General features: G+C 42.9%; 25 protein-coding genes. 16 read left to right on the top strand and 9 right to left on the bottom strand.

What is annotated here, in order from left to right; translation table 11 throughout:
• From LS482_RS05285 to LS482_RS05255, 7 genes are all read left to right on the top strand, one after another.
• Window positions 1–474 carry an SRPBCC family protein gene (locus LS482_RS05285; RefSeq protein WP_233030707.1) on the top strand — a complete coding sequence of 158 codons (474 nt, stop codon included), beginning with the start codon at window positions 1–3 and terminating at the stop codon, window positions 472–474.
• On the top strand, window positions 471–869 hold the full coding sequence (locus tag LS482_RS05280; RefSeq protein WP_233030706.1) for a DoxX family protein: 399 nt from the start codon (window positions 471–473) through the stop codon (window positions 867–869). Before LS482_RS05285 ends, LS482_RS05280 begins: the two co-directional genes overlap by 4 nt.
• Before the next feature lies 1 nt (window position 870).
• Window positions 871–1242 (top strand): iron chaperone, encoded by a 372-nt coding sequence (locus tag LS482_RS05275; RefSeq protein WP_233030705.1) that lies wholly within the window; start codon window positions 871–873, stop codon window positions 1240–1242.
• Window positions 1243–1245: 3 nt separating this feature from the next.
• The gene (locus LS482_RS05270) at window positions 1246–1824 is read left to right on the top strand and encodes a YdeI/OmpD-associated family protein (RefSeq protein WP_233030704.1); all 579 of its coding nucleotides are present in this window, start codon (window positions 1246–1248) and stop codon (window positions 1822–1824) included.
• Window positions 1825–2328: 504 nt separating this feature from the next.
• Window positions 2329–2886 carry a Crp/Fnr family transcriptional regulator gene (locus tag LS482_RS05265; protein ID WP_233030703.1) on the top strand — a complete coding sequence of 186 codons (558 nt, stop codon included), beginning with the start codon at window positions 2329–2331 and terminating at the stop codon, window positions 2884–2886.
• A 77-nt stretch (window positions 2887–2963) separates the two neighbouring features.
• A complete protein-coding gene (locus tag LS482_RS05260) occupies window positions 2964–3701 on the top strand; it encodes an SDR family oxidoreductase (protein ID WP_233030702.1) in 738 nt (245 codons plus the stop codon).
• 229 nt (window positions 3702–3930) lie between these two features.
• A complete protein-coding gene (locus LS482_RS05255) occupies window positions 3931–4356 on the top strand; it encodes a DUF6194 family protein (protein ID WP_233030701.1) in 426 nt (141 codons plus the stop codon).
• A 50-nt stretch (window positions 4357–4406) separates the two neighbouring features.
• On the opposite strand, the gene LS482_RS05250 is transcribed toward LS482_RS05255, so the two are convergent.
• The 3 genes from LS482_RS05250 to LS482_RS05240 all read right to left on the bottom strand — a co-directional run bounded on the left by LS482_RS05250 (window position 4407) and on the right by LS482_RS05240 (window position 6802).
• Window positions 4407–4856 carry a VirK family protein gene (locus LS482_RS05250; protein WP_233030700.1) on the bottom strand — a complete coding sequence of 150 codons (450 nt, stop codon included), beginning with the start codon at window positions 4854–4856 and terminating at the stop codon, window positions 4407–4409.
• Between the two features lie 101 nt (window positions 4857–4957).
• On the bottom strand, window positions 4958–5869 hold the full coding sequence (locus tag LS482_RS05245) for a hypothetical protein (RefSeq protein WP_233030699.1): 912 nt from the start codon (window positions 5867–5869) through the stop codon (window positions 4958–4960).
• A gap of 135 nt (window positions 5870–6004) precedes the next feature.
• Window positions 6005–6802, bottom strand: a complete 798-nt coding sequence (locus tag LS482_RS05240) for a M12 family metallopeptidase (protein WP_233030698.1) — start codon at window positions 6800–6802, stop codon at window positions 6005–6007.
• 555 nt (window positions 6803–7357) lie between these two features.
• On the opposite strand from LS482_RS05240, the gene LS482_RS05235 reads away from it, so the two are divergent.
• The 8 genes from LS482_RS05235 to LS482_RS05200 all read left to right on the top strand — a co-directional run bounded on the left by LS482_RS05235 (window position 7358) and on the right by LS482_RS05200 (window position 14321).
• A complete protein-coding gene (locus tag LS482_RS05235) occupies window positions 7358–7735 on the top strand; it encodes a VOC family protein (protein WP_233030697.1) in 378 nt (125 codons plus the stop codon).
• 487 nt (window positions 7736–8222) lie between these two features.
• Entirely contained in the window at window positions 8223–8492 is a 270-nt protein-coding gene (locus LS482_RS05230; protein WP_233030696.1) for a hypothetical protein, read from the top strand.
• Between the two features lie 404 nt (window positions 8493–8896).
• Window positions 8897–9988 (top strand): redoxin domain-containing protein, encoded by a 1092-nt coding sequence (locus LS482_RS05225; protein ID WP_233030695.1) that lies wholly within the window; start codon window positions 8897–8899, stop codon window positions 9986–9988.
• Between the two features lie 102 nt (window positions 9989–10090).
• A complete protein-coding gene (locus LS482_RS05220) occupies window positions 10091–10513 on the top strand; it encodes a hypothetical protein (protein ID WP_233030694.1) in 423 nt (140 codons plus the stop codon).
• The gene (locus LS482_RS05215; RefSeq protein ID WP_233030693.1) at window positions 10497–11273 is read left to right on the top strand and encodes a tetratricopeptide repeat protein; all 777 of its coding nucleotides are present in this window, start codon (window positions 10497–10499) and stop codon (window positions 11271–11273) included. The genes LS482_RS05220 and LS482_RS05215 overlap by 17 nt, the downstream gene beginning before the upstream one ends.
• A 200-nt stretch (window positions 11274–11473) precedes the next feature.
• A complete protein-coding gene (locus LS482_RS05210) occupies window positions 11474–12502 on the top strand; it encodes a hypothetical protein (protein ID WP_233030692.1) in 1029 nt (342 codons plus the stop codon).
• Window positions 12503–12790: 288 nt separating this feature from the next.
• Window positions 12791–13060 (top strand): hypothetical protein, encoded by a 270-nt coding sequence (locus LS482_RS05205; RefSeq protein ID WP_233030691.1) that lies wholly within the window; start codon window positions 12791–12793, stop codon window positions 13058–13060.
• 529 nt (window positions 13061–13589) lie between these two features.
• Window positions 13590–14321: a hypothetical protein gene (locus LS482_RS05200; RefSeq protein WP_233030690.1), complete on the top strand. Its 732-nt coding sequence runs from the start codon at window positions 13590–13592 to the stop codon at window positions 14319–14321.
• An 832-nt stretch (window positions 14322–15153) separates the two neighbouring features.
• Here the strand turns inward: LS482_RS05200 and LS482_RS05195 are convergent.
• The 3 genes from LS482_RS05195 to LS482_RS05185 all read right to left on the bottom strand — a co-directional run bounded on the left by LS482_RS05195 (window position 15154) and on the right by LS482_RS05185 (window position 18866).
• On the bottom strand, window positions 15154–15579 hold the full coding sequence (locus tag LS482_RS05195; RefSeq protein WP_233030689.1) for a GNAT family N-acetyltransferase: 426 nt from the start codon (window positions 15577–15579) through the stop codon (window positions 15154–15156).
• 277 nt (window positions 15580–15856) lie between these two features.
• On the bottom strand, window positions 15857–16903 hold the full coding sequence (locus LS482_RS05190; protein WP_233030688.1) for a DUF3078 domain-containing protein: 1047 nt from the start codon (window positions 16901–16903) through the stop codon (window positions 15857–15859).
• 181 nt (window positions 16904–17084) lie between these two features.
• Complete coding sequence (locus LS482_RS05185; RefSeq protein WP_233030687.1) at window positions 17085–18866, bottom strand: 1-deoxy-D-xylulose-5-phosphate synthase; 1782 nt, start codon at window positions 18864–18866, stop codon at window positions 17085–17087.
• Between the two features lie 41 nt (window positions 18867–18907).
• On the opposite strand from LS482_RS05185, the gene LS482_RS05180 reads away from it, so the two are divergent.
• Window positions 18908–19351 carry a nucleoside deaminase gene (locus LS482_RS05180; protein ID WP_233030686.1) on the top strand — a complete coding sequence of 148 codons (444 nt, stop codon included), beginning with the start codon at window positions 18908–18910 and terminating at the stop codon, window positions 19349–19351.
• 554 nt (window positions 19352–19905) lie between these two features.
• Here LS482_RS05180 and LS482_RS05175 read toward each other — a convergent pair.
• The 3 genes from LS482_RS05175 to LS482_RS05165 form a co-directional block, all read right to left on the bottom strand.
• Window positions 19906–23226, bottom strand: a complete 3321-nt coding sequence (locus LS482_RS05175; RefSeq protein ID WP_233030685.1) for a PAS domain-containing protein — start codon at window positions 23224–23226, stop codon at window positions 19906–19908.
• 343 nt (window positions 23227–23569) lie between these two features.
• A complete protein-coding gene (locus tag LS482_RS05170) occupies window positions 23570–23764 on the bottom strand; it encodes a cold-shock protein (RefSeq protein ID WP_233030684.1) in 195 nt (64 codons plus the stop codon).
• A gap of 84 nt (window positions 23765–23848) precedes the next feature.
• On the bottom strand, window positions 23849–24085 hold the full coding sequence (locus LS482_RS05165; RefSeq protein ID WP_233030683.1) for an LPXTG cell wall anchor domain-containing protein: 237 nt from the start codon (window positions 24083–24085) through the stop codon (window positions 23849–23851).
• Window positions 24086–24192: the final 107 nt, after the last annotated feature.

The raw sequence follows: 24192 nt of genomic DNA, 5'->3' as shown, positions 1-24192 counted from the left end.
ATGCAACAAAAAACAAACGTTGATGCCGAAGACGGCAAACAGGAACTATTGATAACAAGAGAGTTCGATCTGCCGCTGGAACTGCTTTTCAAGGCTTATATAGAACCTGAGATCGTAGAGCAGTGGATGGGAACCAAAGTACTGAAACTCGAAAATAAAGCACACGGCAGTTACCGGTTTGAAACCACCGATCCGCGGGGAAACAAACACGGATTTAACGGAACCATCCACGAGTTTGTTCCGAACCGGAAGATCACACGGACGTTTGAAATGGAAAATTCACCGTTTCCCGTACAGCTTGAGTTCCTTGAATTTGAAAAACTCACCAACCACACCAGCAAACTCAGTATGCATATCGTGTTCAGGTCGGTCGCATACAGGAATCAATTGCTGCAAATGCCCTTTGCACAAGGTATTCATATGGCCCATAACCGGTTACAGGAAGTGGTTAATCAATTAAAACAACAGTTATGAAAACAACAAAAAGAAACAGGATCATCTATTGGATTGCCACTATATGGCTTGCATTGGGAATGCTCTCTACCGGAATTGTACAACTAAGTAAAATGGAGGAAGAAGTAGAAGTTATTACGCAATTAGGATATCCCGTCTATCTCCTGACCATACTGGGTGTCTGGAAAATCCTGGGTGTAGTGGCCGTACTTGTCCCCAGATGGCCCCTGCTGAAAGAATGGGCCTATGCAGGCTTTTTCTTTGCCATGTCCGGAGCTATCGTTTCACATGGGTTCGGCGGAGGAAGTGCCGTAGATTTTTTCGGTCCGGTATTATTGATTATCTTAACCGTAGTATCGTGGTATTTCAGGCCCGAAAGCAGGAAAATAACCGGGGTTACACCTTTAAATAAATAATATGGAAACGCCTAAACCAAAAACTGTCGATGCCTACATCGCCAATTCGGGCGGGGAAGCCCGCTCAATAATGGAAGAACTCCGACAAATCATAAAATCAACCGTTCCCGAAGCAGAAGAAGGCATAAGCTGGAACGTGCCCATCTACAAATACCACGGTATTCTCGCCGGCTTTGACGTAGCCCGGCATCACGTGAGTTTCGGTGTGGATGTACTTCATGATGAAGACCGCGAAATACTTAAAGAAAAAGGATATAAAACCGGCAAAAAGACCATACAGATCAAATTTGACCAGGAAGTTCCCGGCAATATCATAAAGAAACTCCTGAAAGCACAGGCAAAAATCAATGAAGTCAAAACAAACACAAAATAAACTATGAATCCCAAAGTAGACTGGTTTTTTGATAAAGACACCAGGTGGAAGGCCGCATATGAGAAATTGAGAATGATCGTTCTTGACTGTGGGCTTTCCGAAGATCTGAAGTGGGGGCATCCCTGTTATACTTTTCAGAAAAACAACATTGTTTTAATACACGGTTTTAAAGAATACTGTGCTTTACTGTTTCACAAAGGAGCCCTGTTAAAGGATACGGACGGTATTCTCATTCAGCAAACAGAAAATGTACAGTCGGCGCGGCAGATCAGGTTTGCCGGGGTGCAGGAAATCATTGCTATGGAATCCACCATAAAAAACTATATTTACGAAGCCATAGAAGTGGAAAAGGCCGGACTGAAAGTAGATTATAAAAAGACAAAGGAATACACAATTCCCGAAGAACTGCAACACAAATTTGACGAGGCCCCGGCCCTGGAAACCGCTTTTAAGGCATTGACCCCCGGGCGGCAAAGAGGCTATCTCCTGTATTTTTCAGGAGCCAAACAATCCAGGACCCGGACCTCAAGGATTGAAAAATACACACAGCATATCCTCAACGGGAAAGGACTGCACGATTAACAACACCCGGCGTTCATTTGCAATGAGTACGGCTTTTATAAAATAAAAACCCGGACATGACAAACATCCAAATCCCCCGAGGTTGCGGAAACTCACCACGAAAACTGTTTTTATGCGAATCAGACCTTTTAAAAAGCTCCTCCTTTGATCCCGATTGTCCCGATATCCATCGGGATCGGGAGAAGGGAGGTGGGCCGACTTCAGTCTGGTCGGAGGGTTTGAAAGCCCAAGCCACAGGAAAAACACGAAAGCCTGGAATATACCCCGAATTTGGGCCTGGTCAAACTCCCCGTCCCGCTTGCGGGACACCCCTGCTTCGGCTAAGTTCAGGCTAAACTAAAGCTTTTTTCTTATCCATTATTCACGTTAGTTACATTTTTAAAAAATACGGGTACCGTAATCAGGGAAATAAACTCCTACCTCATAAATACCGATAAAATGCCATAACGATACTTTTTGCCAAATGACAAATGCCGTAAACATCGGTTTGACTAACTTGCCGTCATGAAAGCATTTATAGACTACGTATTACGGTTTGGCCATTTAAACCGGCAGCAAACAGACTTTATTTTAAGTAAAGCATCCGTTACGGAACTTCAAAAAGGCGAATATTTTGCCGAAGCAGGAAAGGTGTTGAAGCAGGTAGGCTTTATACTTGACGGTATTATACGGATTTGCTATTACAACAACAAGGGCGAAGAGATCACCAAAATCTTTATTGAGGAAAATCATTTGCTTTTTAATTTGAAGAATGTCCCCTTTACCGAATATATACAGGCCGCTACCGATTGTAAACTTGTTGTATTTTCGGTAAAGGACTGGGAAGAGATCTCCAATACCATTATTGACTGGGACAATATCATTCAGAAAATAGTTTCAAAATCACTTGCCGAAAAACTCGAAAGGGTAAGCCCGCTGGTGTCGCAGGACGCCACCACCAGGTACCGGGAATTCCTGGAAAAATACCCAACGCTGGCCAATCGTATTCCGTTGGCTTACATCGCTTCCTATTTGGGAATTACACAATCTTCATTAAGCAGGATACGAAAAAACCTCCGCTGAAAACACTTTTTGCCAAATGGCAAACCATTTTATTTTTAATAGGATAACCTTTGTGTTGTAAACTTAAAACAATACAAATGAAAACAGTATTTATTACAGGAGCCAACAAAAGCATTGGCTTTGAAACGGCCCGCCAGCTATTGCAAAAAGGTTATTATGTGTATCTGGGCAGCCGTAGACTGGAAAACGGGCAGAAAGCGGTTGAAAAACTTGTAGACGAAGGCTTAAAAAATGTCGAAACCGTACAAATTGATGTCAGCAATGAGGAATCGGTAAACGCCGCCAGAGCTGAAATAGGCAAAAAAACCGAAGTCCTGGATGTACTTGTCAACAACGCCGGTATAAGCGGCGGCTTGCCACAAACAGCAACGGGTACAGACATATCGGTGTTCCGGGAAGTATTTGATACCAACCTGTTTGGTGTGGTAAGGGTTACCCGGGCTTTTATGGATTTGCTGCAAAAGTCGCCCCAACCGCGTATTGTAAATGTAAGTTCAAGTATGGCATCACTTACATTGAACAGCGATCCGGACTGGGAGTATTACCATCATAAAGGCGCTGTTTACCTTCCGTCAAAAACGGCGCTTAATATGTACACCCTGAACCTGGCTTATGAACTTCGGGATACGGCATTTAAAGTCAATGCCGTTGATCCCGGCTTTATTGCCACCGATTTTAACAACCACCGCGGAACAGGCACCGTTGAAGAAGCAGGGCAACGAATAGTGAAATACGCTTTGGTGGATAAGGATGGTCCGACGGGAAGGTTTTTCAGTGAAGAATACAATCCCGGAACAGGAGAGATTCCCTGGTAAATAAAACAGTACGCAATGTATAAATGCAATAACGGGTATATGGTATAAACTTATCGGTGCTTACAAACTAAAAAATCAGTGCCCGTTATTGTGTTTACACAAAATCATTGTTTATTTTGATGCAACCTTATCGGCAAAAGAGCATCTACCTGAAATGGATTTACTGGAAAATTATGTTTCCGGTTTTAATCGGTTAAATATTTTAATAATACTAAAAACAGTATTCAGTATGACAATTGAAGGGATTAAAAATTACGTTACCGAAAACTTTGAAAAGATTAATATTATCGAGAAAGACGGAAGCCTGTTTTTTATGTCTTACGACAATGATAAGTTCCCTTTTTCAACCATTGTCACGGCAGATGATGCCTATGATAATGCCTCAAACCTGAACAGGGAAGGCTATTACCGGCTAAACATTGGTGTAGGTAAGGGTATTTTTGAAGATTTATTTGAAAGCCTTCCTCAAAAAAAAGGGTTCAAGGCCTATATAGATACAAATATAGATTTTACCGAAGAAGACAAGATATTCCCCCACCCGGTTTACGGTGCCATGTATTGGATAAGTGTAATTAACCCGTCCGAAAAAACATTTGAATCTTTAAAAGACTACATGCATGCGGCATTTGACAAAGTAAAAAAAAAGGTACAATAAACGGTCAACGTAATATATTTGACACAGGTCAATCAAGAACTGCCGGAAGGTCATAAATTACTGAAAATCTTCACACCTTCGTTGATCTGGCATATGATGTCCCCCTCGTATTCGTAAATGACTTCAGAAGTATCCGGGTCAATATATTTTATGGTCACTTCAAAAGTACCATCATTAAACAGCCTGTAGTGCAGGTTTTCAATGATAGCCTTTCCCGGATAAGCCGGATTATTGGCCGTGAGGTGGCTCAGGGAAAAAGTAAGGTACTCGTCATTGTTTATAATCACATCGTTCATCACCATCCTTCCGGTCAAATTCTGAGGGAAGCCACATTTTGCCAGGTCGGTGACCACAACAAGCCGTTCTCCCGATTTAATGGAATTTTTAACTTCGTTGAAATCGGTTAATGCAACAGGTTCAAGGTTGTCATCGTCAGAACAGGAGACCGGGATGGCTAAAACGGTCAGTAATAAGATCAGGGTAAGGCATTTTTGTTTCATGGCTTTTTGATTTTTAAGATTGGGTATGGAACTTTGAAGGTACGAATTTTCGACTGCTTTATAAAATGTTTAATCGTGGTATTTTAGTAAAGTAACCGCGTTCAGAAGAACTTGTATTTGAGACCGCCCCCTATACCAAACGACGTATTGACAACTGCGTTTAATTGCGTGAGTGCCTGTACACCACTTTGATAATAGGTCTTGTCTGTACCCTCACCGGTTTTAAGATAAGAAGCATCCGTGTTTAATACTGCATATAAGTTATGGCCTACGGGATACTCCAGGTACAAACGGGCCGTGATGCCTTTACCTGTGGCGCGGTGTTTAAAACTTATCGGATGTGTAAACTCCTCTCTTAAATTCCAGTTGGCTTCGGCGTAGTATGTTGTCAAATGGCCTTCCAACTCAAAAAGGATGTCAAGTTTTTTTACATCAAAAAGAAATACACTCCCCAGTGAAGCACCGTTCCAGTTGGGATTGTAAGTGCTTTCAAGCTTTTTTCCTTCTACTAAGGGAATATCATTGTCCAGCATGTACAAATGCTGATATTTATTGATATACCCTAAAAAGGGAATTATACTTATCCCGGGCCGGGCGTATAAACGGTATTGCAACCTGGCCTGGAATAACAGTGTATACCCTTTGTCTGCACGCAACTTTTCATAGTAAAAATTCCCCTGCCTGTTATCTTCCCTGTAATCGGCATCCGTAACCCTTCCGGTAACCGCAGCCATATAAGACATATCGAACTGTACGGAAAGCGCTTCAGATAGTCCCTTATGGATCAATGCACCAATTTGAGGGCCGCGTATTTTTTTCCATTTCAGTTCCGAATAGATATTGGGGTTTTGCCCTTTGACATCTCCGGCAATAGACCAGCGCAGGTTTTCCTGCCTGTATTTTACATAAGGTTGAATAAAAAGTTCACCTCCGGCAGATTCCTGACCAATTGCGGTATTACAGGCCGACGAAAGAACATAAAACACCAATACGATTCTGAAAACACGGTTCATTTGATACGAAAAACAGGAGTGAAAAATAATTCCGAAAAATTAAAAATACATATCATGCATGCAGTTACAATTCAAAACTACATGCATGATATGGAACCCAAACAAAAGTTTATACTATTTTAGTGTTGATCGTTTTTAATTAGGATAGAGGTCCGCGATAAAAGCTTTATCCGTAGCAGACAACACGGTATTCCAGCCTACTTCAAAGTCACCTATGGTTAAGGCGTTATCAATAGCATAGTGCATAATGGATTGCGGGTCGTACGCGCTGTATTGTGTCTGTGAAGCAGAATAAGTCGCAAACAGATTATGGTCAACTTGTTCCTTGCTCCAGTTGTTGGGCGGCCCTCCGTAATATTCATAAACCTTAGGCTTGTCCCACGGTATGGTTACTTCCGGGTGCTGGTGCTCATGGATCAACCCGAGGGCATGTCCGAATTCGTGGATTGTTGTACGGCTGAACTCCGTATCGGAAGTATTATTGTCAAACCAGCCGAAATTCATGGTTTCCTCATCAGAAGGCACCTGGGTTGCATACGACCCGATATAGGAATAGGAGCCACCCTCTTTAAAACTAATACGGATATCAGCCGCTCCGTCGGTTACAAAATCAAATGTAATGTTGGCATAATCAGACCATTCGTTGGCATATTGCATCACTTTCTGCCTTACATAGGAGGTTCCCCCTATAAATTTAACTTTAAGCGTGCTGCCGTTAGACCAGACATTCGAACTAATGGCCGCTGCCCTGGGCGTTACACCTTCGGGATACATTTCAGTACACATTTTAATACCGGCAAATTTTTCGGCATCAAATGCTGTGGTTTCCTCCAGGCTGTTCAGGTCGTCAGCATCAGAGAGTTCATCTTTCTGACACGATATCAGAACAGTAGAGAGCATTGTTCCCAATAAAAATAATTGTAGTGTTCTCATGGTAATTAAAAATTAAGAGTTTGGGTTAATTGTAAGTTTGAATAAAACCGGGTGAATCAGGTTTTGTTCAAAAAATGTATAGCTTTTGGTTCCTGGTTGTTACACTTCAATTTCAATTATTCAAATCCACCGGCCTGAGGGGGAATTGGCGCAGTAGGTGTTTTTTAATACTGCCTGTCTTTTAGGTTCGTACACATTATAATCTTATAATTTTTTAATAACTGCCTTTTTAGGTTGTTTTTCTGCAAAAAACATCCTGCACCTTAAAAAGGGTAGTGTTCTTATTAAATTGACAAAGAGAAATAAGGTGTTAATTAGGTGAGGTAGTGCTTACAAATGTAAAAAAATAATTAAATAACAATAAGGTTTTTTTATTTTTTTGAATAAAATTGAGGTTTTTGCTTTCATACTTTACTGCGCTCTTTTTTAAAACCGGCCTGTCAGAACATAAAAAACATTTATTTGAAAGTTTGTAAAATGATGGTAAATTGGCAGCATTAAGAATGTTGTCTTTTAATAGAAAACAGGAAAACAATTAAAACCCGAATGTTAAAAATGGAAAACAACATAGCTATCCGCCGTATCGTTCCCAACATATATTCGGATGATGTGGAAAAGAGCAGGCAATTCTATGCGGAATTTCTGGGCATGGAACTGGTTATGGACATGGGGTGGATATTGACCTTTGCCTCTGCGGAAAACCCCACGGCACAATTATCCGTTTTTGAAAACAACAAAAAAGAACCATTAAACAATTCCTCAATTTTTTTCTCCATTGAAGTTTCCGATGTCGACAAACTCTACGAAAGCGCAAAAGAGCAAAGCTGGGAAATCGTGTACCCCATTACCAACGAACCCTGGGGCGTAAGACGCTTTTTTGTAAAAGACCCCAACGGGGCAACCGTAAATCTGTTGACGCATCTGAATGAATAAAACCGGGAATATAAAATCGGGGATTGGCTTAAACAGGATAGCAGAAAACCGGATCAAAATATTTAACCCTCATTTATGGACAAAACGGAAATTAAAAAAAAGATTAGGATTAAGGCATCAGTGCGTAAGGTCCGGCAGGTGTTTACAAATCATCCGGCGCTCGTTTCCACCTAAAATCCGCATGTCCTAAGTTTATTTTTATTTGTAAAGCAAATTGCGGATTGCAAATCATAAAAAGACACCCTCCGTCGCAAGTCTCCCGACTTGTGACAACCTTATATCCCGTACATTATTCAAACCCCGCATACTCCTTGCCCTTACCACCAAAAATGCATATATTTACTATTCCTAAACTAAGAGATTATGACTTTGAAAAACAATTTTACCCATATGGCATGGTGGTGGCATTGGAAACAACCGCAACGCCCTCTTAGGCGTAGGACACCTAACCCGTATGGGTTTACTTATTCCTAAACTAAGAGATATTATGAAACCCTTAGATTTCGAAGCGTACAAAGACACGCTAAAAACCAATGCCCACGGCGAAACTTACGTAGAACTCAAGGTAGACAGTTATGAAACCCTGGCCTTAATGCGGTATTACGTATCGCACGCCATTCAACTCATAGCCGAAACCCACGAACACCACAAACAAGGCGATGATATGGCCTTTTCACTGTATTATTTAACCCAAATCCTTAAAAGCACCACCCCACTGGGCGAGTGCTACGGTTTAGACAGAACATTTGAAGCCTAATCATAATAAATGCAAAATGTATAAAGCCCCGGTTTCGGGGCTTTTAATGTTTAGGAACGCAGCAAAAAAAAGCTCCTCCCTTCAGACGAAGGGAGGTGTCCAAACTTCAGTTTGGACGGAGGGTTTGAAAGCCCAAGCCATAGGATAAAGCCCAAAAGTCGGGATATATACCCGGGGCTTGGGCCTGGTCAAACTCCCCGCTTCCGGCCTTGACCGAAATCACCCCTCTTCGTCTGAAGAGGGGAGCCTTTCAAGACTTTTTACACCATATATCCAAAAATTATTTATTTGAAAATGAATAAAATAGTGATAACTTAATGCCGTTGTTAAGAGCCTTTGTTCTTTTAACAGGAGGTTGAAAAGACAAAAAGAAACTTAAACTACCGTATAAAAACAAGCAACATATGAAAGCCATTGGCCTTATCCTAATACTGTTTACAACAATCGTATCATGTAAAACAGACAAAGAAAAAGAAACAACCGGCTATTTGGTCAATGCCCGTGCCAATAACATGGCAGATAGTACCAAAGTTGTAATGTACCTTTATCCGGAGACAGACGTGGCCATAGATTCCGCCACTATATACAATGAGACCTTCCGGTTCAAAGGTGAAATCGAAAAACCGACTTTGGCCATGCTGAGAATGGAAGACATTAACGAATATAAAATGTTCTGGCTGGAAAACAGCACTATTGAGATTGCAGGCGAAAAAGGCAATTTTTCGAACGGTAGCGTTACAGGCTCCAAAGCACAAAAAGAAGCAGATTTACTTGAAAAGAGAAAAGACTCAATACATCAGGAAATGGATGAACTTGAGGAGATGATCACCGAAAGTAACAGAGACTCCCTATTGGTGGTCTATGAAAAAATGATAGATAAGGAAGCAGAGATCAATAAAACCTTTATTGAAGAATTTCCGGACTCCCATGTAAGTCTGTTTACCCTGCAATTTGGCACAATGAGAAGAATCGGAGCTGAAGAAACCGGTAAATTGTTTGCTTTAATGCCCCCGGAACTACAATCTACAGAAGGAGGAGAATTTATCGAAAAATTTATAAAACTCAATAAGAATCCCAAAGTAGGGGATGTGTATTCCGATTTTGAGCAGGCAAACCCTAAAGGAAAGCCCGTAAAGTTTTCAGAAATAAAAGGAAAGTACATCCTGTTGGAATTCTGGGCCTCCTGGTGTGGACCATGTAGATCGGAAAACCCGGAGTTAGTTAAAATATTTGAATCGTATAAAGATAAAGGATTTAATATTGTTGGTGTTTCATTAGATACCAATAGGGAAAAATGGATAGCAGCCATCAAAGAAGATAAACTGCCCTGGAAGAATGTAAGCGACCTGAAAGGATTTAATAATGAAGTAGCGTTGATCTATGGAATTTCCGAAATACCGGACAACTTTTTGATAGACGAAAACGGTCTCATAATTGCCCGATATTTAAGAGGCGATGATTTGAAAAACAAACTCAAAGAACTGTTTGATAAATAATACACCTGCCCTTGACGCTTATTTGCAATGAATCCCTACCCGCAAGTCTCCCTACTTGTGACCTTGTAAAAATATTTACCTGTTAATTAATGACATAAAACAATGAAAAAACTTTATGCTGTAGCCGCACTATACCTGTTGTTTTCTTTTTCGAAAGATCAATCCGAATGCAACGAACGTTCCATGCCTTACTGGGCCAATGGTATAAACAGTAGAGTTGAAGGTGAAAATATAACTTTGAGAAAAGCATTCAGGGAGGTTCAGAACTCCAAAAAAAACATCCGCCCCGCCAACGGATTTATAACATTGAGACTTCATATCTCAAAAACCGGGAAACTTTGCAACATGGAGACTTTTCAAATTGACGAAAACTATCAGGATGTACAATTCAATAATGGAAAACTGGTAAATGAACTTCGGGAAATTGCTGCTGCGCTCAAGAACTGGAAAAGAGATAAAAACTTTAAGACATATAACCTTATCAGGCTAAAAATAAAAGACAGAAAAATTGAAGAAGTTTTTTAAATACACATTTATTGGTATAGGAACGGTTGTTTTATTGGTGATCCTTGGAATAATTGTATGGTGGAATATCAAAAATGACAAGGAAAAATCAGATTTTTTCATGCAGATAAACGATTTCGAATCTGCCGTACGGTATGACCAGGAAAATAGTAAAATATGGATGGAACGTTCAGTTGCTTTCAACAAAGCCGGAGATTTTCAAAAAGGATTTGATTATCTGAATAAAGCGGTAGAATTAAACCCCAAAATGCATTTAGGCTACCGGGGATGGATAAGATTAAGAAAATTGCGAGATTACGACAAGGCACTAATGGATTTTGAAAGGTTGGATAGTTTAACGCCAAATTTTACAGACGCCCCGTGGGGCGAGGATATAGATTTTCTGCGTGGAGAATGTTATTATGGAAAAAAGGATTATGAGAAAGCAAAAGACATGTTTAGAAGAAGTATTGAAAATCAGGGCGAAGATTGGGCGGACATTCAAACATTTGTCTATTTGGGGCTTTGCGAATTTGAACTCGGAAATTACGAAAGATCAATATCAGAATTTCAAAGAGCATTAAAACAATCAAATACCGTATGTGAAGCACATTTCGGATTGGCAAAGGCATATCAGAAAACTGAAGAAACCGAAAAAGCCAAAGAAAGCATTCAAAGCGCTGAAGACAATATAGTATATAAACGAGATGACGTATATAACGAATTTCTCAATGAAATTTACCTGTCTGAAATTTTAGAATTTAAGAAGCGAATAAAGTAACTAAACTTCTGACGCTCGTTTTTCCCTGACGCTCGTTTCCAACGAGTGCCACCTGCTTTTCTTCAAATTTGATTTCTTTTTGCTAAATTAGTTATCAGATTAGTGCAACAGGGCCATGCCCAATCTGTTATATCAAATTCAAAGCACACATAGGTAACCAACTGAATATTTTTGCCGTCTGTAAATAGACATCATTAGTTATGAAAAAAATACCCGTAATTTTATTTATCCTTGCACTTTCGGTAATTGGTTGTAAACAAGAGGAAGCTAACAATAAAAGAACTGAAAATACCATATCCATAACAATAGACGACCGGGTAGAACTGCTGAGGGTAGCCTATTTTTTAGCTATTGAAGATAGTATAGACGAAGATGTAAGACCGTGTAAAACTGATTTTTATAAAACACACTTTGAGCCCTATAAAAAGTATGTCAATCATCCTTTGGTACAAAAAATAGGAACCGGGGACGAATGGAATGCAGATTTACCGTCAATTGCATTATGTCTCGATAAAGATTTGAAACCCAAAGACAGTTTAAACCTTAAAGAATTTTCAGAACAATTTGGTTGGTATGGAAAAAATATCGATTCCCTCTCCAAACTTCTCATAGATTTTAAAAAAACAATTGCATTTAAAACAGATTATAATGTTGATTTTAAGTCCTTTGAAGATTCCATAATTTCAAACCGGATAACCAAAAAACTAAACGACTTCTATCGAACAGATAAAAAAACAACACTTAAAATACTGTTTGATCCATTAAACAGGATTACAAGTAAAGCCATAACATTTACAAACAACCCGGAAAATGAAAGGCTGTTTCTTATAACGTACCTATGCGATAATCCGAATGATTCCTTTAAAGAACTACAGCTAAAATGGAATAACGATTACAGGAGGATCATAATTCACGAAAACAGCCATATTTATACAGACAAATTATTCAGAAAATACTACGATAAAACATTCGATTCATTGGTCAATCAGGAAAAGTTCAAAGAAGAATTCAACGATATTGACGAAATTATAGTGCGCGGAATCACAGCCAAAATTTTAGAATTGAATTATGGCCCGGAGGTCGGTGAATATGAAATAAATATCCAGCCTGAAAAGTCAAAAATTGTATATGATTATCTGGACAAGTATATTGGCAATGATAAAATGAAATTTGAACGGGCCTATAGGGAAATCATTGAAGAACTAAAGAAAACCTACGTATTAAGGTAAAGTATTTTGACAACCCCCGGCGCTCGTTTCCAACAAGTACCACCACCGCTGTCGCAAGTCTCCCGACTTGTGACAACCTTAGATCACAAACCATTCAAACCCTGCACAACCCTTGCCCTTCCCGGCAAAAAGCAGTATATTTACTGTTCCTAAACTACAAGACTATGATATTTTTAAGACGATTCTGCCCGTATGGCATGGTGACGGTATTGGAAACAACCGTAACGCTTCTTGTAGGCGTAGGACACCTAACCCTTACGGGTTTTAATATTCCTAAATTACAAGATTATGAAACCCTTAGATTTCGAAGCGTACAAAGACACGCTAAAAACCAACGCCTATGGCGAAACTTACGTAGAACTCAAGGTAGACAGCTATGAAACCCTGGCCTTAATGCGGTATTACGTATCGCACGCCATTCAACTCATAGCCGAAACCCACGAACACCACAAACAAGGCGATGATATGGCTTTTTCACTGTATTACCTGACCCAAATCCTTAAAAGCACCACCCCACTGGGCGAGTGCTACGGTTTAGACAGAACATTTGAAGCCTAACCCTAATAAATGCAAAATGTACAAAAGCCCCGACCGGGGCTTTTAATGTTTAGGAACGCAGCAAAAAAAAAGCTCCTCCCTTCAGACGAAGGCGCCGTACTGAGCCCTGTCGAAGTAGAGGTGTCCAAACTTCAGTTTGGACGGAGGGTTTGAAAGCCCAAGCCAAAGGAAAGCATCAAACATTAATGAACAGTATCTAACCAGCATCACTGTTGCAAGTCTCCAGACTTGTGACACATTCTTTCTCAAACGTGACATCCTTCTTCCCAAACACATTTGCTCCCGTCTATATTTGATATTTTAAGAAAACTTTAATATCTCAAAACGCGAATATTTTATATATTGTATTCAGTTTTAATAAATTGCATGCATTTATAAAGTTAAAACCAACTGATCTCTACATGAAAGTTGTAATCCGTAAGCCTTTTTTGAAGCCGAACAATAGACACTTTCATGCGTAATCCACCGTATGCCGCTCCCATAACTTCGGGAGGGCACAATACGTTCTTTTAATTTTAAAATTGTTTCAATGAAAAACTACGAAACTGGCCATGCCAAAAACGTGGCCAATTTAAACAAACTCATTGCACAGATCTCTTACTACGATAAGTACGACCCGCCCGTTAAGGCGCTTACCGTAGAAAACCTCACCAAACTTCACGACAAGGCCAGAAAAAGTGTTGAAGAGGCCGAAACCAGACGCGCAGCCAACAAGAATGCCATTCATCACAGGCAGGATGTGTATCAGGACCTCAAACCCCTCTGCACGAGGATTGTGAGCCACCTCGGTATCCTGAACCTCAGTGACGGGGTTTTTGACCATGCCCGTTCCATCAACAAGCGGATACAGGGCTATGGCACATCCCGCAAACCCGATGAAGAAGTTGCAGAAAACGGGACAGAAGAAACCACAACAAGCATTTCTACTTCCCGGCAGTCATACACCCAGCAGGCCGAGCATTTTTCACATTTGCTCACCCTTATCCGTACCATTGGCAATTACAAGCCCAATGAAAAAGACCTGCAAAAGGAGAATATGGATAAACGGCTGGCCGATATGAACAACGCCACTGCCAGGGTAGACCAGACCGAAGCTGCGCTTAACACGGCCCTCCGTACCCGGAACGAAGTGCTTTATGACAAAGACACCGGGCTTTACAGCAGGGTCCTGGACGTAAAAAAATACGTCAAATCCGTATATGGAAACGGTTCAGATCAATTCTCAAGGATCACCGCCATACCTTTTCACGCCCTTCGTTAAGGGATGAACCATATATTCAAGTACAGAAGGACTTCCCCCGGTCTTTCTTCTTCCTGAAAAATAAACCAATACCCTTACAGGAAAGTATTATTGCGGGATTTAATGTTGGCAACCGCGCACAGGCTTTGGTTTAAGCATTTCCCAAAACCATAACAAGTACACGTCTTTGCGAACGAAGTAAAGCAATCTCCCTGAGGCTGACAACATACCCTCAATGGCAGGCGCATACCAGCCAGGAGACTACCGCGCTACGCTCGCAGTGACGATTATCTTAACGTCATTGTCAATTTATGCGATTGTAAAAACGTCAATTCTGGCGATGACGCACAGGCTTTGGTTTAAGCATTTCCCAAAAACCAAAACAAGTACACGTCCTTGCGAACCCTTCGATAAACTCAGGGCAGGCTGAAGTGAAGCAATCTCCCGGAGGCTGGCAACATACCTCCAATGATATGCGCATACCTGCTGTGCACCCTGTCCCGGGTTTATCGAAGGGTTAGCAGAAGCAGTTAAACTGCCTGTTCTTGTAATAGGAATACCTGTTCTTCCGGTTGAACTGTCTGTTCTTGCGGTGGGAGTTTATATTCTTGCCATGGGAGTGTCTGTTCTCGCGGTTGAACTGCCTGTTCTTGCTATAGGAGTTTATATTCTTGCGATGGGAGTGTCTGTTCTCGCAGTTAAACTGCCTGTTCTTATAATGGGAATGTCTGTTCCCCCGGCTCCATTAACGATATTGAAGAACACTATACCTGTCACTCCGGGCGAAGTCGTGGGGTCCGGTCTTTCATTTATAGAATTGTCATACAATGGCACTTTAAGCCATACTTCCCTGTTATAACTCCAGTTCCATGATCACAAAGTCATGCCCGTCCTTAAAAAAGGTTGTATCCGTTTCCGTAAAGCGGTAGCGTTTGTAAAAGGAGGTGGCACTGGTCCGGGCATTGCACCAAAGCACCCGGCCATTTTCCTTACGGCAAAAATCAATGGTGTAGGAGAGCAGGGCAGAACCGTACCCTTTGCCCTGTTGTGCCGTATCCGTGGCAAACTTGCGGAACTGGTAATACCCGTCCCCGTGCCGAAAAAGCGATATCACCGACCACAACCGGTCATCTGCCGAAAACAACCCGAAATGCATGCCCCGGTCATCTTCTTCCAGTATAACACTTTCCGGAGACAGCTCCGGGTACATCACCCTGTGGCGTAACGGCCACGTGAGGTTGCCCGGTATTTTCCTGATGTAAAAGTTTGAAGTTCTCAATGGTTTGGTTTTTAAACCGAAACAGATAACCGATAACAGCCATATATTTCAGTATTCCGCTATCGGTCATTGTTTTTTATGGGTGATATTGATTATAGATCAATTTAGTATTTGACAAAAAAGATATAAGACTGCAGGACGTAAGGCATAGGGCTTTAAAATGTAAATAAGCCAGTTGCCGGTTACCGGTTGCCCGTTTGTAAAACAGTTATAGTAAAAACTGGTGATAGGTAACCGGTAACCGGCAAAAACCTGTAACCCGTAACCCAACAACACCTTAGAACATATAACTAACCCCAACCCCAAGTATCTGTTTTAACTGCAACCGGGGCCCGTAGGCAAACGTTTCGTTCTCACTGATCTCCAGTTCGCGCGTTTTCACATCATTATCATACTTGATGTGGGCGCCCACATTTGCTTTTACATATTCGTTTACTACCAGGTTAAAGGTTACTTCCCAGTCTACATCCACATTACCAAAATCATTGAGATAGTCGGTATACAGCGATACCCTGTTGGTAAAATGCATGTTCCTGTAAATCTCTTTTTCCCACTGGCTGTTGATAAGGATACCCACCTCGGTACGGGTCTGTTTCCCTTCCCTGATGATGTTGTCTTCAGCATCATAAATGGCTTTCTCCACACCAAAAGCCCCCTGGTTGGCCAGGTCCTGGTCCAGGACATACGTAGCCTTCATGGTTACGGGCGAAAAATAAGCCTTGAACTTTTCCTCTTCGGGCGAAAATTCCGTACCCGCACCCAGGAAAAGGTAACCGGGCGCCATGAACTTTGATATGGGATTGTCCCGGTCCGGGTATTTGTAACCATTGGTAAATTGTGTCTTGAATGTTAGCTTACCCGAATAGTACCAATCCGACTTCGGGTGCGTACGGTAACCGAACGTACTGTTCAACTCTATCGCATCGTCCGCTTTTCGCAGCTTTTGGTCCTCTTGCGAATTCAGTCCGTATTTCAGGATCAGTTCATTGTTCCAGCTAACATTGCCCCTTTTGTAGGCCCGGACAAAATTTGCCGAAGAAATTCCCGAAATGGAGTTGTTTCCCCCCGCATTCCAGTTCGAAAAGGCTGCCTGGCTCAGTACAATGCCCATTTCGTTTTTCTTGGTCCAGTAAGAAACAGGGGCCGGAGGCGGCGGTACAAGACGGCGCAGGCGGGCATGCCTTGTTTTCGATGTATCTTTGCCAATTTGTACAGGGAGGCTTTGCACCCCGTAAGACGAAGTGTTTATAGGATTTAAAAGTTCCTGTGCTTCCAGGCCGTATATACAAAAAACTGCTGCAATTAGGGAGACGATCTTTCTCATTGTAAAATGGATAGTTTTATATGTGGTTTAGTGTTACCCGTGTTACGGTTAACATAACACCGGGCTGGTTAGTATGATTCACTCAAATGCGTTGTTCCATTGTTTTTGCAGGTTGTGTTCCGGTCTTAGGTTATTGACTGTTACCGGTTTATTGCGGGGCTAAGATATGAAAATGTACTTTTTATAAAAATCCTGTTATGCGATCTTTAAGCCGTTCAGGGCTTATTCCGGCCATGGCATGCAGGGCATTTACCGGGCCCTGTTCAATAAATTCGTCCGGTATTCCCAGTGGCAACACCTCTTTTGTATAGCCGTTCCTCGCTGCAAATTCCAGTACCGCACTTCCAAAACCACCTGTAACACATCCGTCTTCCACGGTAATTAACGCCCTGAACCCCCTGAATATTTTATGCAACAACGATTCGTCAAGCGGTTTAACAAACTGCATATCGTAATGTGCTACCTTATCTTGTTGATCTTCAGTGAGGTTTTTAATGGCTGAAGTTACGTTTTTAGCTATACTCCCCACACTTAATACGGCAATGTCCGATCCCTGCTTTACCATTTTTCCCTTACCGATCGCAATTTTGGTAAAAGGCTGCCGCCATTCCGGGGTTACCCCCCGGCCCCTCGGGTAACGTATGGCAATAGGATGGGGAAGGCCCAGTTGTGCCGTATACATGATGTTCCTTAAATCTGTTTCATTGGCCGGGGCATAAACAATAAGATTGGGAATGCAGCGCAGGTAGGCCAGGTCAAATACTCCGTGGTGTGTAGCCCCGTCTTCGCCCACAATTCCTGCGCGGTCCAGGCAAAAGATCACGGGGAGGTCCTGCAAAGCCACGTCATGGATCACCTGGTCGTAGGCCCGCTGTAAAAAAGTGGAATATATGTTGCAAAAGGGAATGAGCCCCTGCGTAGCCATTCCCGCAGCCAGTGTTACGGCGTGCTGTTCGGCAATACCCACGTCAAATGCCCTGTCAGGGATGGCTTCCATCATGAATTTCAGGGAACTTCCCGTAGGCATGGCCGGGGTAATGCCTACTATTTTCCCGTTTTTTTCGGCCAGTTCAACAATAGTGTGGCCAAAAACATCCTGGTATTTTGGCGGGTCTTTTTCCGATACGGGTTTCGGGATGATCTCCCCCGTGGTTTTGTTGAATTTTCCCGGCGCATGATAGCGTACCTGGTCTTCTTCCGCCTTTTGTAACCCTTTTCCTTTTGTAGTAATGACATGAAGGAACCTGGGGCCCTGCACATGTTTAAGCCGTTCCAGTTCACGGAGCAGTGCAGGCAGGTCATGGCCGTCTATCGGGCCGGTATAGTCAAAATTCAGGGCTTTTATAATGTTATTGCGGGCCAGTTTACGGTTTTTCTTCACCTGGGTAAGGTATTCCTTTACCGCACCCACGCTCGGGTCTATACCGATGGCGTTGTCGTTGAGTACAATAAGCAGGTTGGCATCCGTAACCCCCGCGTGGTTCAGCCCTTCAAAGGCCATACCGCTGGCAATGGAAGCATCGCCGATAACAGCAACGTGTTGTTTTTCTGTTTCCCCTTTCAGCCGGGAGGCCATCGCCATCCCCAATGCAGCAGATATGGACGTGGACGAATGCCCGACGCCAAAGGTGTCATAAACACTTTCTTTCCGCTTCGGGAAACCACTAAGCCCGTCCAGTTGGCGGTTGGTATCGAAAATATCCTTTCGGCCGGTCAGTATTTTATGCCCGTAAGCCTGGTGGCCTACGTCCCAGACCAGCAGATCTTCCGGGGTATTAAAAATATAGTGGAGGGCAATGGTAAGCTCCACCACGCCCAGGCTGGCCCCCAGGTGGCCTTCCTTGGCGGAGACGATATCGATAATAAAATCGCGCAATTCCCCCGCCAGTTGTGGCAGTTGTGTTGCAGATAGCCGGCGAAGGTCGTCCGGAATGGCAATATGGTCCAGCAGTTTTTTTGACATGACGACACAAAAGTACGAGATGCGTTTGTATTTTTGCGGGTATGACAGCTACTTTTGACGATGAATATTTTATGAAAAAAGCGCTTCAGGAAGCCGGGGCAGCTTACGAAAAAGGCGAAGTCCCTGTTGGGGCTGTGATCGCCATTGACAACAGGGTCATAGCCAAGGCCCACAACCTTACCGAAACCCTTACCGATGTTACTGCCCATGCCGAGATGCAGGCCATCACCTCGGCAGCAAGTTTTTTGGGCGGTAAATACCTGAAAGGCTGTACGCTCTATGTTACCCTGGAGCCCTGCCAGATGTGTGCCGGGGCACTCTACTGGAGCCAGATATCGCGCATAGTTTTCGCCGCTGCCGACCCTCACCGGGGCTTTCGGGCCATGCATGCCTCCATACATCCCAAAACAGAAGTTAAAGAAGGCATTATGGAAGCCGAAGCATCCGAACTGCTGAAAAGTTTTTTTAGGAAGAAGAGGGGGTAGGTAGTTGTTTGGGGTAAATGTTGTGGTGTCTAAGGATTTAAACCGGTGGTAGTTCAGGTAGTGATGGTTGGGGTATTCAGTTATTAGGTTATTGAGTTATTTGGGCTACCGTAATTACACACTGTCTGCGTAAACAAAGCGCCTCCCTTCAGACGAAGGGAGGTGTCCAAACTTCAGTTCGGACGGAGGGTTTGACATCCCAAGTCACAGGAAAACATTAATGTTTTGTAATATTCCTAAGACCTGGGCATGGTCAAACTCCCGCTTCCGGCCTTGGCCGGAACCACCCCTCTTCGTCTGAAGAGGGGAGCCTTTATACGGTTTACCGTAAAAATAAAGCCCAAAAAAGCTCCTCCCTTCAGATGAAGGGAGGTCCCCAAGCGAAGCAACGGGGGGAGGGTTTGAAATCCCAAGCCATAGGATAAATCCCGAAAGCTGAGACATATACCCGGGACAGGAACAAGACCCAAACCCCCTGTCTCACTAAAGAGAATTATAGCTCTCTATATTCCAAAAAGAGACGATTTAAAGAAAATTTCATATTCCCGGAAACATTAGCTGCTAACCCCTTCATTAAGCAGGATGTTCTTTTCATGAGCCACCTTTAACAATACCGATAACATTTCTGAAGGCACAAAAGGCTTGTTGAGGATGTCATAGATTCCCATGCGGGCCAGCCGCTGGCGTACATCGGTCATGATATCGGCCGTAAAGATCACGATGTGGATTTCCGGGTACTGCCGCCGGATGATCTCTGAAAGGTCATAACCGTCCATTTTGGGCATGTGAAGGTCTATGAGCGCAATGTGGTAGTAATTTCTTTGAAGGAGCGCAATAGCTTCGTCCCCGTTCCGGGCATAGTCGGGTATTATGCCGAAGTATTCCAGTTGTTTCCGGGCTACAAGGGCATTGACGCGGTTATCTTCTACAAATAGCAGACGTATGCCCGAAAGTTTGTTTTTATAGCTCGACAATGCCTTTGAAGTAAAGGTTTTCCGGTTTTTGTGAGAAGGAAGTTCCAGCTCAAGGTCAAAATAGAACTCCGTACCTTTTCCGGGACGGCTCTTTAAACGGATTTCACTGTTGTGCAGTTCTATCAGTTTTTTGGTAATGGTAAGCCCAAGCCCGGTACCGGAATGTTTTCGGTAGGCGCCCTGTTGTATCTGCTTAAAACTCTCGAAGATAAGCTGCTGCATTTTTTTGGGGATGCCCAGCCCGGTATCTTTTACGGAAAAGTGAATGACAGATTGTGCGGGTGTTGCCGACAGTTGCCGCAGTTTTATGGTAACCTGTCCTTCTTCGGTGAATTTTATGGCATTACTCACGAGATTATTGAGGATCTGGCTTAACCGAACGGGATCACCGATGATCTTTCGGGGAACATTTTTGTCGATACGGCTCACCAGTTTTACACTCTTGGCATCAGCCAGCGATTTAAACTGGTTTTTGATGTTGACAATGAGTTCGGGAAGGTCCACTTCGGTATAGACCAGTTCCAGTTTGTCACTTTCAATCTTGTTGAGGTCCAGTATATCGTTAATAAGCTGCAACAGGTGGTCGGCAGAGAACATCAGGTTGTCGATGTACTCTTCCTGTTCCGGGGTATGGTTCAGTTTTAAAAGGTTGGTAATGCCTATGATGCCATTGAGCGGGGTACGGATCTCGTGGCTCATTACCGAGAGGAAATCGGTCTTGGCTTTGGCGGCATTTTCGGCCGCATTTTTGGCCCGTATCAGGGCCATTTCGTTTTCCTTTTTCCGGGTAATGTCCATAATGGAACCCCGTAGCATATAAACCTTACCGTTTTTCAGCACAGGCGAGCCTATGGAGCGCACCCATTTTTCTTCCCCGGCAGGAGTGACGATCCGGAAGGTGGTATCGTAAGTAATCTTTTCCCGGATCGACTTTTTAAAGGCATTTTCAATGATATGCCGGTCTTCGGCATGGACCCGGTCAAACAGGTTTTGGAATGACATGCCCCTGACTTCTTCCGGGGAAATACCCATAATGTCATGGTGCTGTTTGGTCCAGAATATTTCGCCGGTCTCGATATTGTTTTCCCAGCCTCCGGTCTTGCTCAGTTCCTGGCTGGCGTCCAGCAGCAGGTTACTTCGTTCCAGTTTCTCCTTGGTTTGCTGTAGTGCCAGTTCTATTTCCTTTTGCTGGGTAATGTCCAGCACTGCTCCCCTGATTGTTACGACTTTATTGTCCCGGATAATGGGTACCCCGATAGAACGTATCCATTTAATGTTCCCTTTGGGCGTAGTGATCTGCGCAATGGCGTCATAAGGCCTTTTTTTCTTTACGGCTTCTACCGAACTTTTTTTGATAATGCCCGCCCCTCTTTCTTCCATGAGGTCAAGGAGTTGTTTATGAGACATTTTTCCCAGGGTTTCGGGCGAAACCTCCAAAATGGTATGGGTTTGTTTGGTCCAGAATATTTTTCCGGTCTTTATATCGTTTTCCCAGCCGCCTATTTTACTCAGTTCCTCGCTGAAGTCAAACAAGAGGTTGGTGCGTTCCAGTTTTTCCTTTTCCGTTTTCAGGGCTTCGATATATTTGGTACGTTCCGTAATGTCCTGGATAATAATGGCCATTTTATATTCACCGGGACGGGGGGCTTTGTTTATCGGGGTTACCTTGGCCTTGTACCATTTGTCTATGGCCGGGTTTAAATGTTTGTATTCAAATTCGGTGGTTTTTCCTGTCCTGATCACTTTGCGTATGTGTTTGACAAAGAAGGGAGCCTGATCACCGAAAACTTCGGGCAGGGGTTTGCCGATAAACTTTTCCCTGGGCATAAAAAGCAGCTCTTCATCTTTTACCCAGACATTGCGGAACACCATATTGCCGTCAATCTCAAGGATGATGTCTTCAAGTGAAGTTATGAGGGATTGCAGGTGGTTGTTGAGTTCTTCCTGACGGGTATCCGCCAGCTTTTTGGCTTTGGTAAGCCGGTGAAAGGCCACAAGGCTGGCAAAGGTGGAAAGGAGGGGACTTAAAAACTCGGCAAAAGAGGTGTCGTAGCCGTTTTTTCGGTTGGCAATGCCTATCATGCCTACCAGTTCGTTATTGGTCTTGGCCGGGAGGCCTATAAAGGAGCGTAATTTCGGATGGCCCTTGGGCGTGCCGCCCCTTTTTTTATCGGTGCCCGGTGAATTGGATATATATGTTTCGCCCGTACGCATTACCTGTCCGAAAAGGGTGTCGAGGTTCGTGAAGACCACACCGTCTGTTTTGGTGTCTTCGTATATTTTCCTGCTTTCTTTGTCCCATGCAATATTGGAGATGGCCAGGGTTTTCAGGTAGGGTTGCCCGGTATTGGCGTCGGGGAGGATTTCGCCTATAAAACCGAATTCGCTGTCTGTGATCTCCACAATATTTTCAAGAAGGGTGTTAAACAGCTTATACGGGCTTTCACTGAGATAAAAACGGTCCTGTATGCTCTTGAGGATGCTGAAAAGCTGGTTTTGACGTTTGATCTGTACGGTAGAAAGCCGTTTTTCGGTGACATCCCTTACATACCCGGTGAAATACTGTTCCTTTCCGGCGGGATCTGCAACAGGACGGGCATTGGTCTTTAAATACCGGATGCCTTTTTCCGGATGACGGATGCGGTAGAGGAAAGTAACTTCCTTTACCTGTTCTACCGCCTGCCTCATGATATTGGTGATGGCCGGGATATCGTCTTCCAGTACAATATTGAGCCAGTTTGTGCCCAGGGAGTCCCTGAAACCGAGGCCGGATATTTTTTCCCAGGCCTTGTTGACAAAGAAACAATCCCCGTTCATATGACACAGGAAAGCCCCCAGTGGAGCCACCTGTAATATTTCCCGGATTTGTTGATAGTTCTGTGGGGTATTTTCTGTATCCATACGCTCCCGCTCCTTTTGCTGTCAGTACACATTTACCGCCCGGAAAGAACAAGTATGGGGGTAAAGGTGTTGTTGGTATAAAAAATTATAAAGTAAAACCTGATACGAGGTGAATTCCTCAGGGGGTAGGATTTTTAGTTATTATGTGATGTACAACTCACCTGAATTGATGATACTCATCATATCTTTTAAAGATAAGTATATTTTTGCGAATATCAAGGTTTAAAATAAGGGGAAATTATACTATTTTACGAAGTTTCGGGCAGAAGGATGGAAAAATGTGAATAAAAAAAGCGCTTACTCCTGGAGTAAACGCTGTAAGTCAAGCAAAATAAAATATATATTATCCGATTACCTGCACTTCGGCAGCAACCATGCCTTTTCTTCCTTCTTGTTCAACATATTCTACTTTGTCTCCGTCTTTTAGCTCAACACCTCTTAATTCGGTTACGTGTACAAAGATGTCTCTGCCTGTTTCGTCGTTGGTAATGAATCCGTAACCTTTTGATTCATTAAAAAATTTAACTGTTCCTGTCATTATGAATTATAAATAAAATTTAGGTAACAAATGTAGGATTTATATGAATGCAAAAGGTTAAATAATTGTTTTTTCTTGAAAAAATTATTGGTTTTCAGCATTTTTATCGTCTTCCGGCCCCTTAAAGAGATTAAAGTTACGTAAATTCTTACCTTTATAACGATGTATCAGAAACAGGGGCATAAGCACAAAAGCGAGCCCAAGAACAGCAAAACCTATAATCCGGTGACCGGTTTGCGGCTGTTCGGTCCAGATAAAGTAATACCCCGTACCAATAGCGACAATAATGGCAAAAAACAATATACGGATAATGGTTTTCATCGATGTATGGGTTACTAAAGGTCGGGCCACTCCGAGCGCAACAGGGAAGTCAGTCGACGATGGCCATAACATTGTTCATTAAAGCTTTATGCAAAAATACACCTTTT

This window comes from Sinomicrobium kalidii (genome assembly GCF_021183825.1).
GTDB classification, from domain to species: domain Bacteria; phylum Bacteroidota; class Bacteroidia; order Flavobacteriales; family Flavobacteriaceae; genus Sinomicrobium; species Sinomicrobium kalidii.
The sequence above is the reverse complement of the archived record's forward strand: the minus strand, read 5'-3'. Positions and strand labels throughout refer to the sequence as shown.

What these genes read in the sequence shown, in the direction of transcription:
- LS482_RS05175 (WP_233030685.1), bottom strand. Translation starts at nt 23,226, where the DNA reads ATGGATACAGAAAATACCCCACAGAACTATCAACAAATCCGGGAAATA.
- LS482_RS05225 (WP_233030695.1), top strand. Translation starts at nt 8,897, where the DNA reads ATGAAAGCCATTGGCCTTATCCTAATACTGTTTACAACAATCGTATCA.
- LS482_RS05270 (WP_233030704.1), top strand. Translation starts at nt 1,246, where the DNA reads ATGAATCCCAAAGTAGACTGGTTTTTTGATAAAGACACCAGGTGGAAG.
- LS482_RS05250 (WP_233030700.1), bottom strand. Translation starts at nt 4,856, where the DNA reads ATGAAACAAAAATGCCTTACCCTGATCTTATTACTGACCGTTTTAGCC.
- LS482_RS05200 (WP_233030690.1), top strand. Translation starts at nt 13,590, where the DNA reads ATGAAAAACTACGAAACTGGCCATGCCAAAAACGTGGCCAATTTAAAC.
- LS482_RS05285 (WP_233030707.1), top strand. Translation starts at nt 1, where the DNA reads ATGCAACAAAAAACAAACGTTGATGCCGAAGACGGCAAACAGGAACTA.
- LS482_RS05240 (WP_233030698.1), bottom strand. Translation starts at nt 6,802, where the DNA reads ATGAGAACACTACAATTATTTTTATTGGGAACAATGCTCTCTACTGTT.
- LS482_RS05265 (WP_233030703.1), top strand. Translation starts at nt 2,329, where the DNA reads ATGAAAGCATTTATAGACTACGTATTACGGTTTGGCCATTTAAACCGG.
- LS482_RS05230 (WP_233030696.1), top strand. Translation starts at nt 8,223, where the DNA reads ATGAAACCCTTAGATTTCGAAGCGTACAAAGACACGCTAAAAACCAAT.
- LS482_RS05220 (WP_233030694.1), top strand. Translation starts at nt 10,091, where the DNA reads ATGAAAAAACTTTATGCTGTAGCCGCACTATACCTGTTGTTTTCTTTT.
- LS482_RS05235 (WP_233030697.1), top strand. Translation starts at nt 7,358, where the DNA reads ATGGAAAACAACATAGCTATCCGCCGTATCGTTCCCAACATATATTCG.
- LS482_RS05245 (WP_233030699.1), bottom strand. Translation starts at nt 5,869, where the DNA reads ATGAACCGTGTTTTCAGAATCGTATTGGTGTTTTATGTTCTTTCGTCG.
- LS482_RS05210 (WP_233030692.1), top strand. Translation starts at nt 11,474, where the DNA reads ATGAAAAAAATACCCGTAATTTTATTTATCCTTGCACTTTCGGTAATT.
- LS482_RS05280 (WP_233030706.1), top strand. Translation starts at nt 471, where the DNA reads ATGAAAACAACAAAAAGAAACAGGATCATCTATTGGATTGCCACTATA.
- LS482_RS05205 (WP_233030691.1), top strand. Translation starts at nt 12,791, where the DNA reads ATGAAACCCTTAGATTTCGAAGCGTACAAAGACACGCTAAAAACCAAC.
- LS482_RS05255 (WP_233030701.1), top strand. Translation starts at nt 3,931, where the DNA reads ATGACAATTGAAGGGATTAAAAATTACGTTACCGAAAACTTTGAAAAG.
- LS482_RS05170 (WP_233030684.1), bottom strand. Translation starts at nt 23,764, where the DNA reads ATGACAGGAACAGTTAAATTTTTTAATGAATCAAAAGGTTACGGATTC.
- LS482_RS05275 (WP_233030705.1), top strand. Translation starts at nt 871, where the DNA reads ATGGAAACGCCTAAACCAAAAACTGTCGATGCCTACATCGCCAATTCG.
- LS482_RS05190 (WP_233030688.1), bottom strand. Translation starts at nt 16,903, where the DNA reads ATGAGAAAGATCGTCTCCCTAATTGCAGCAGTTTTTTGTATATACGGC.
- LS482_RS05260 (WP_233030702.1), top strand. Translation starts at nt 2,964, where the DNA reads ATGAAAACAGTATTTATTACAGGAGCCAACAAAAGCATTGGCTTTGAA.
- LS482_RS05185 (WP_233030687.1), bottom strand. Translation starts at nt 18,866, where the DNA reads ATGTCAAAAAAACTGCTGGACCATATTGCCATTCCGGACGACCTTCGC.
- LS482_RS05165 (WP_233030683.1), bottom strand. Translation starts at nt 24,085, where the DNA reads ATGAAAACCATTATCCGTATATTGTTTTTTGCCATTATTGTCGCTATT.
- LS482_RS05180 (WP_233030686.1), top strand. Translation starts at nt 18,908, where the DNA reads ATGACAGCTACTTTTGACGATGAATATTTTATGAAAAAAGCGCTTCAG.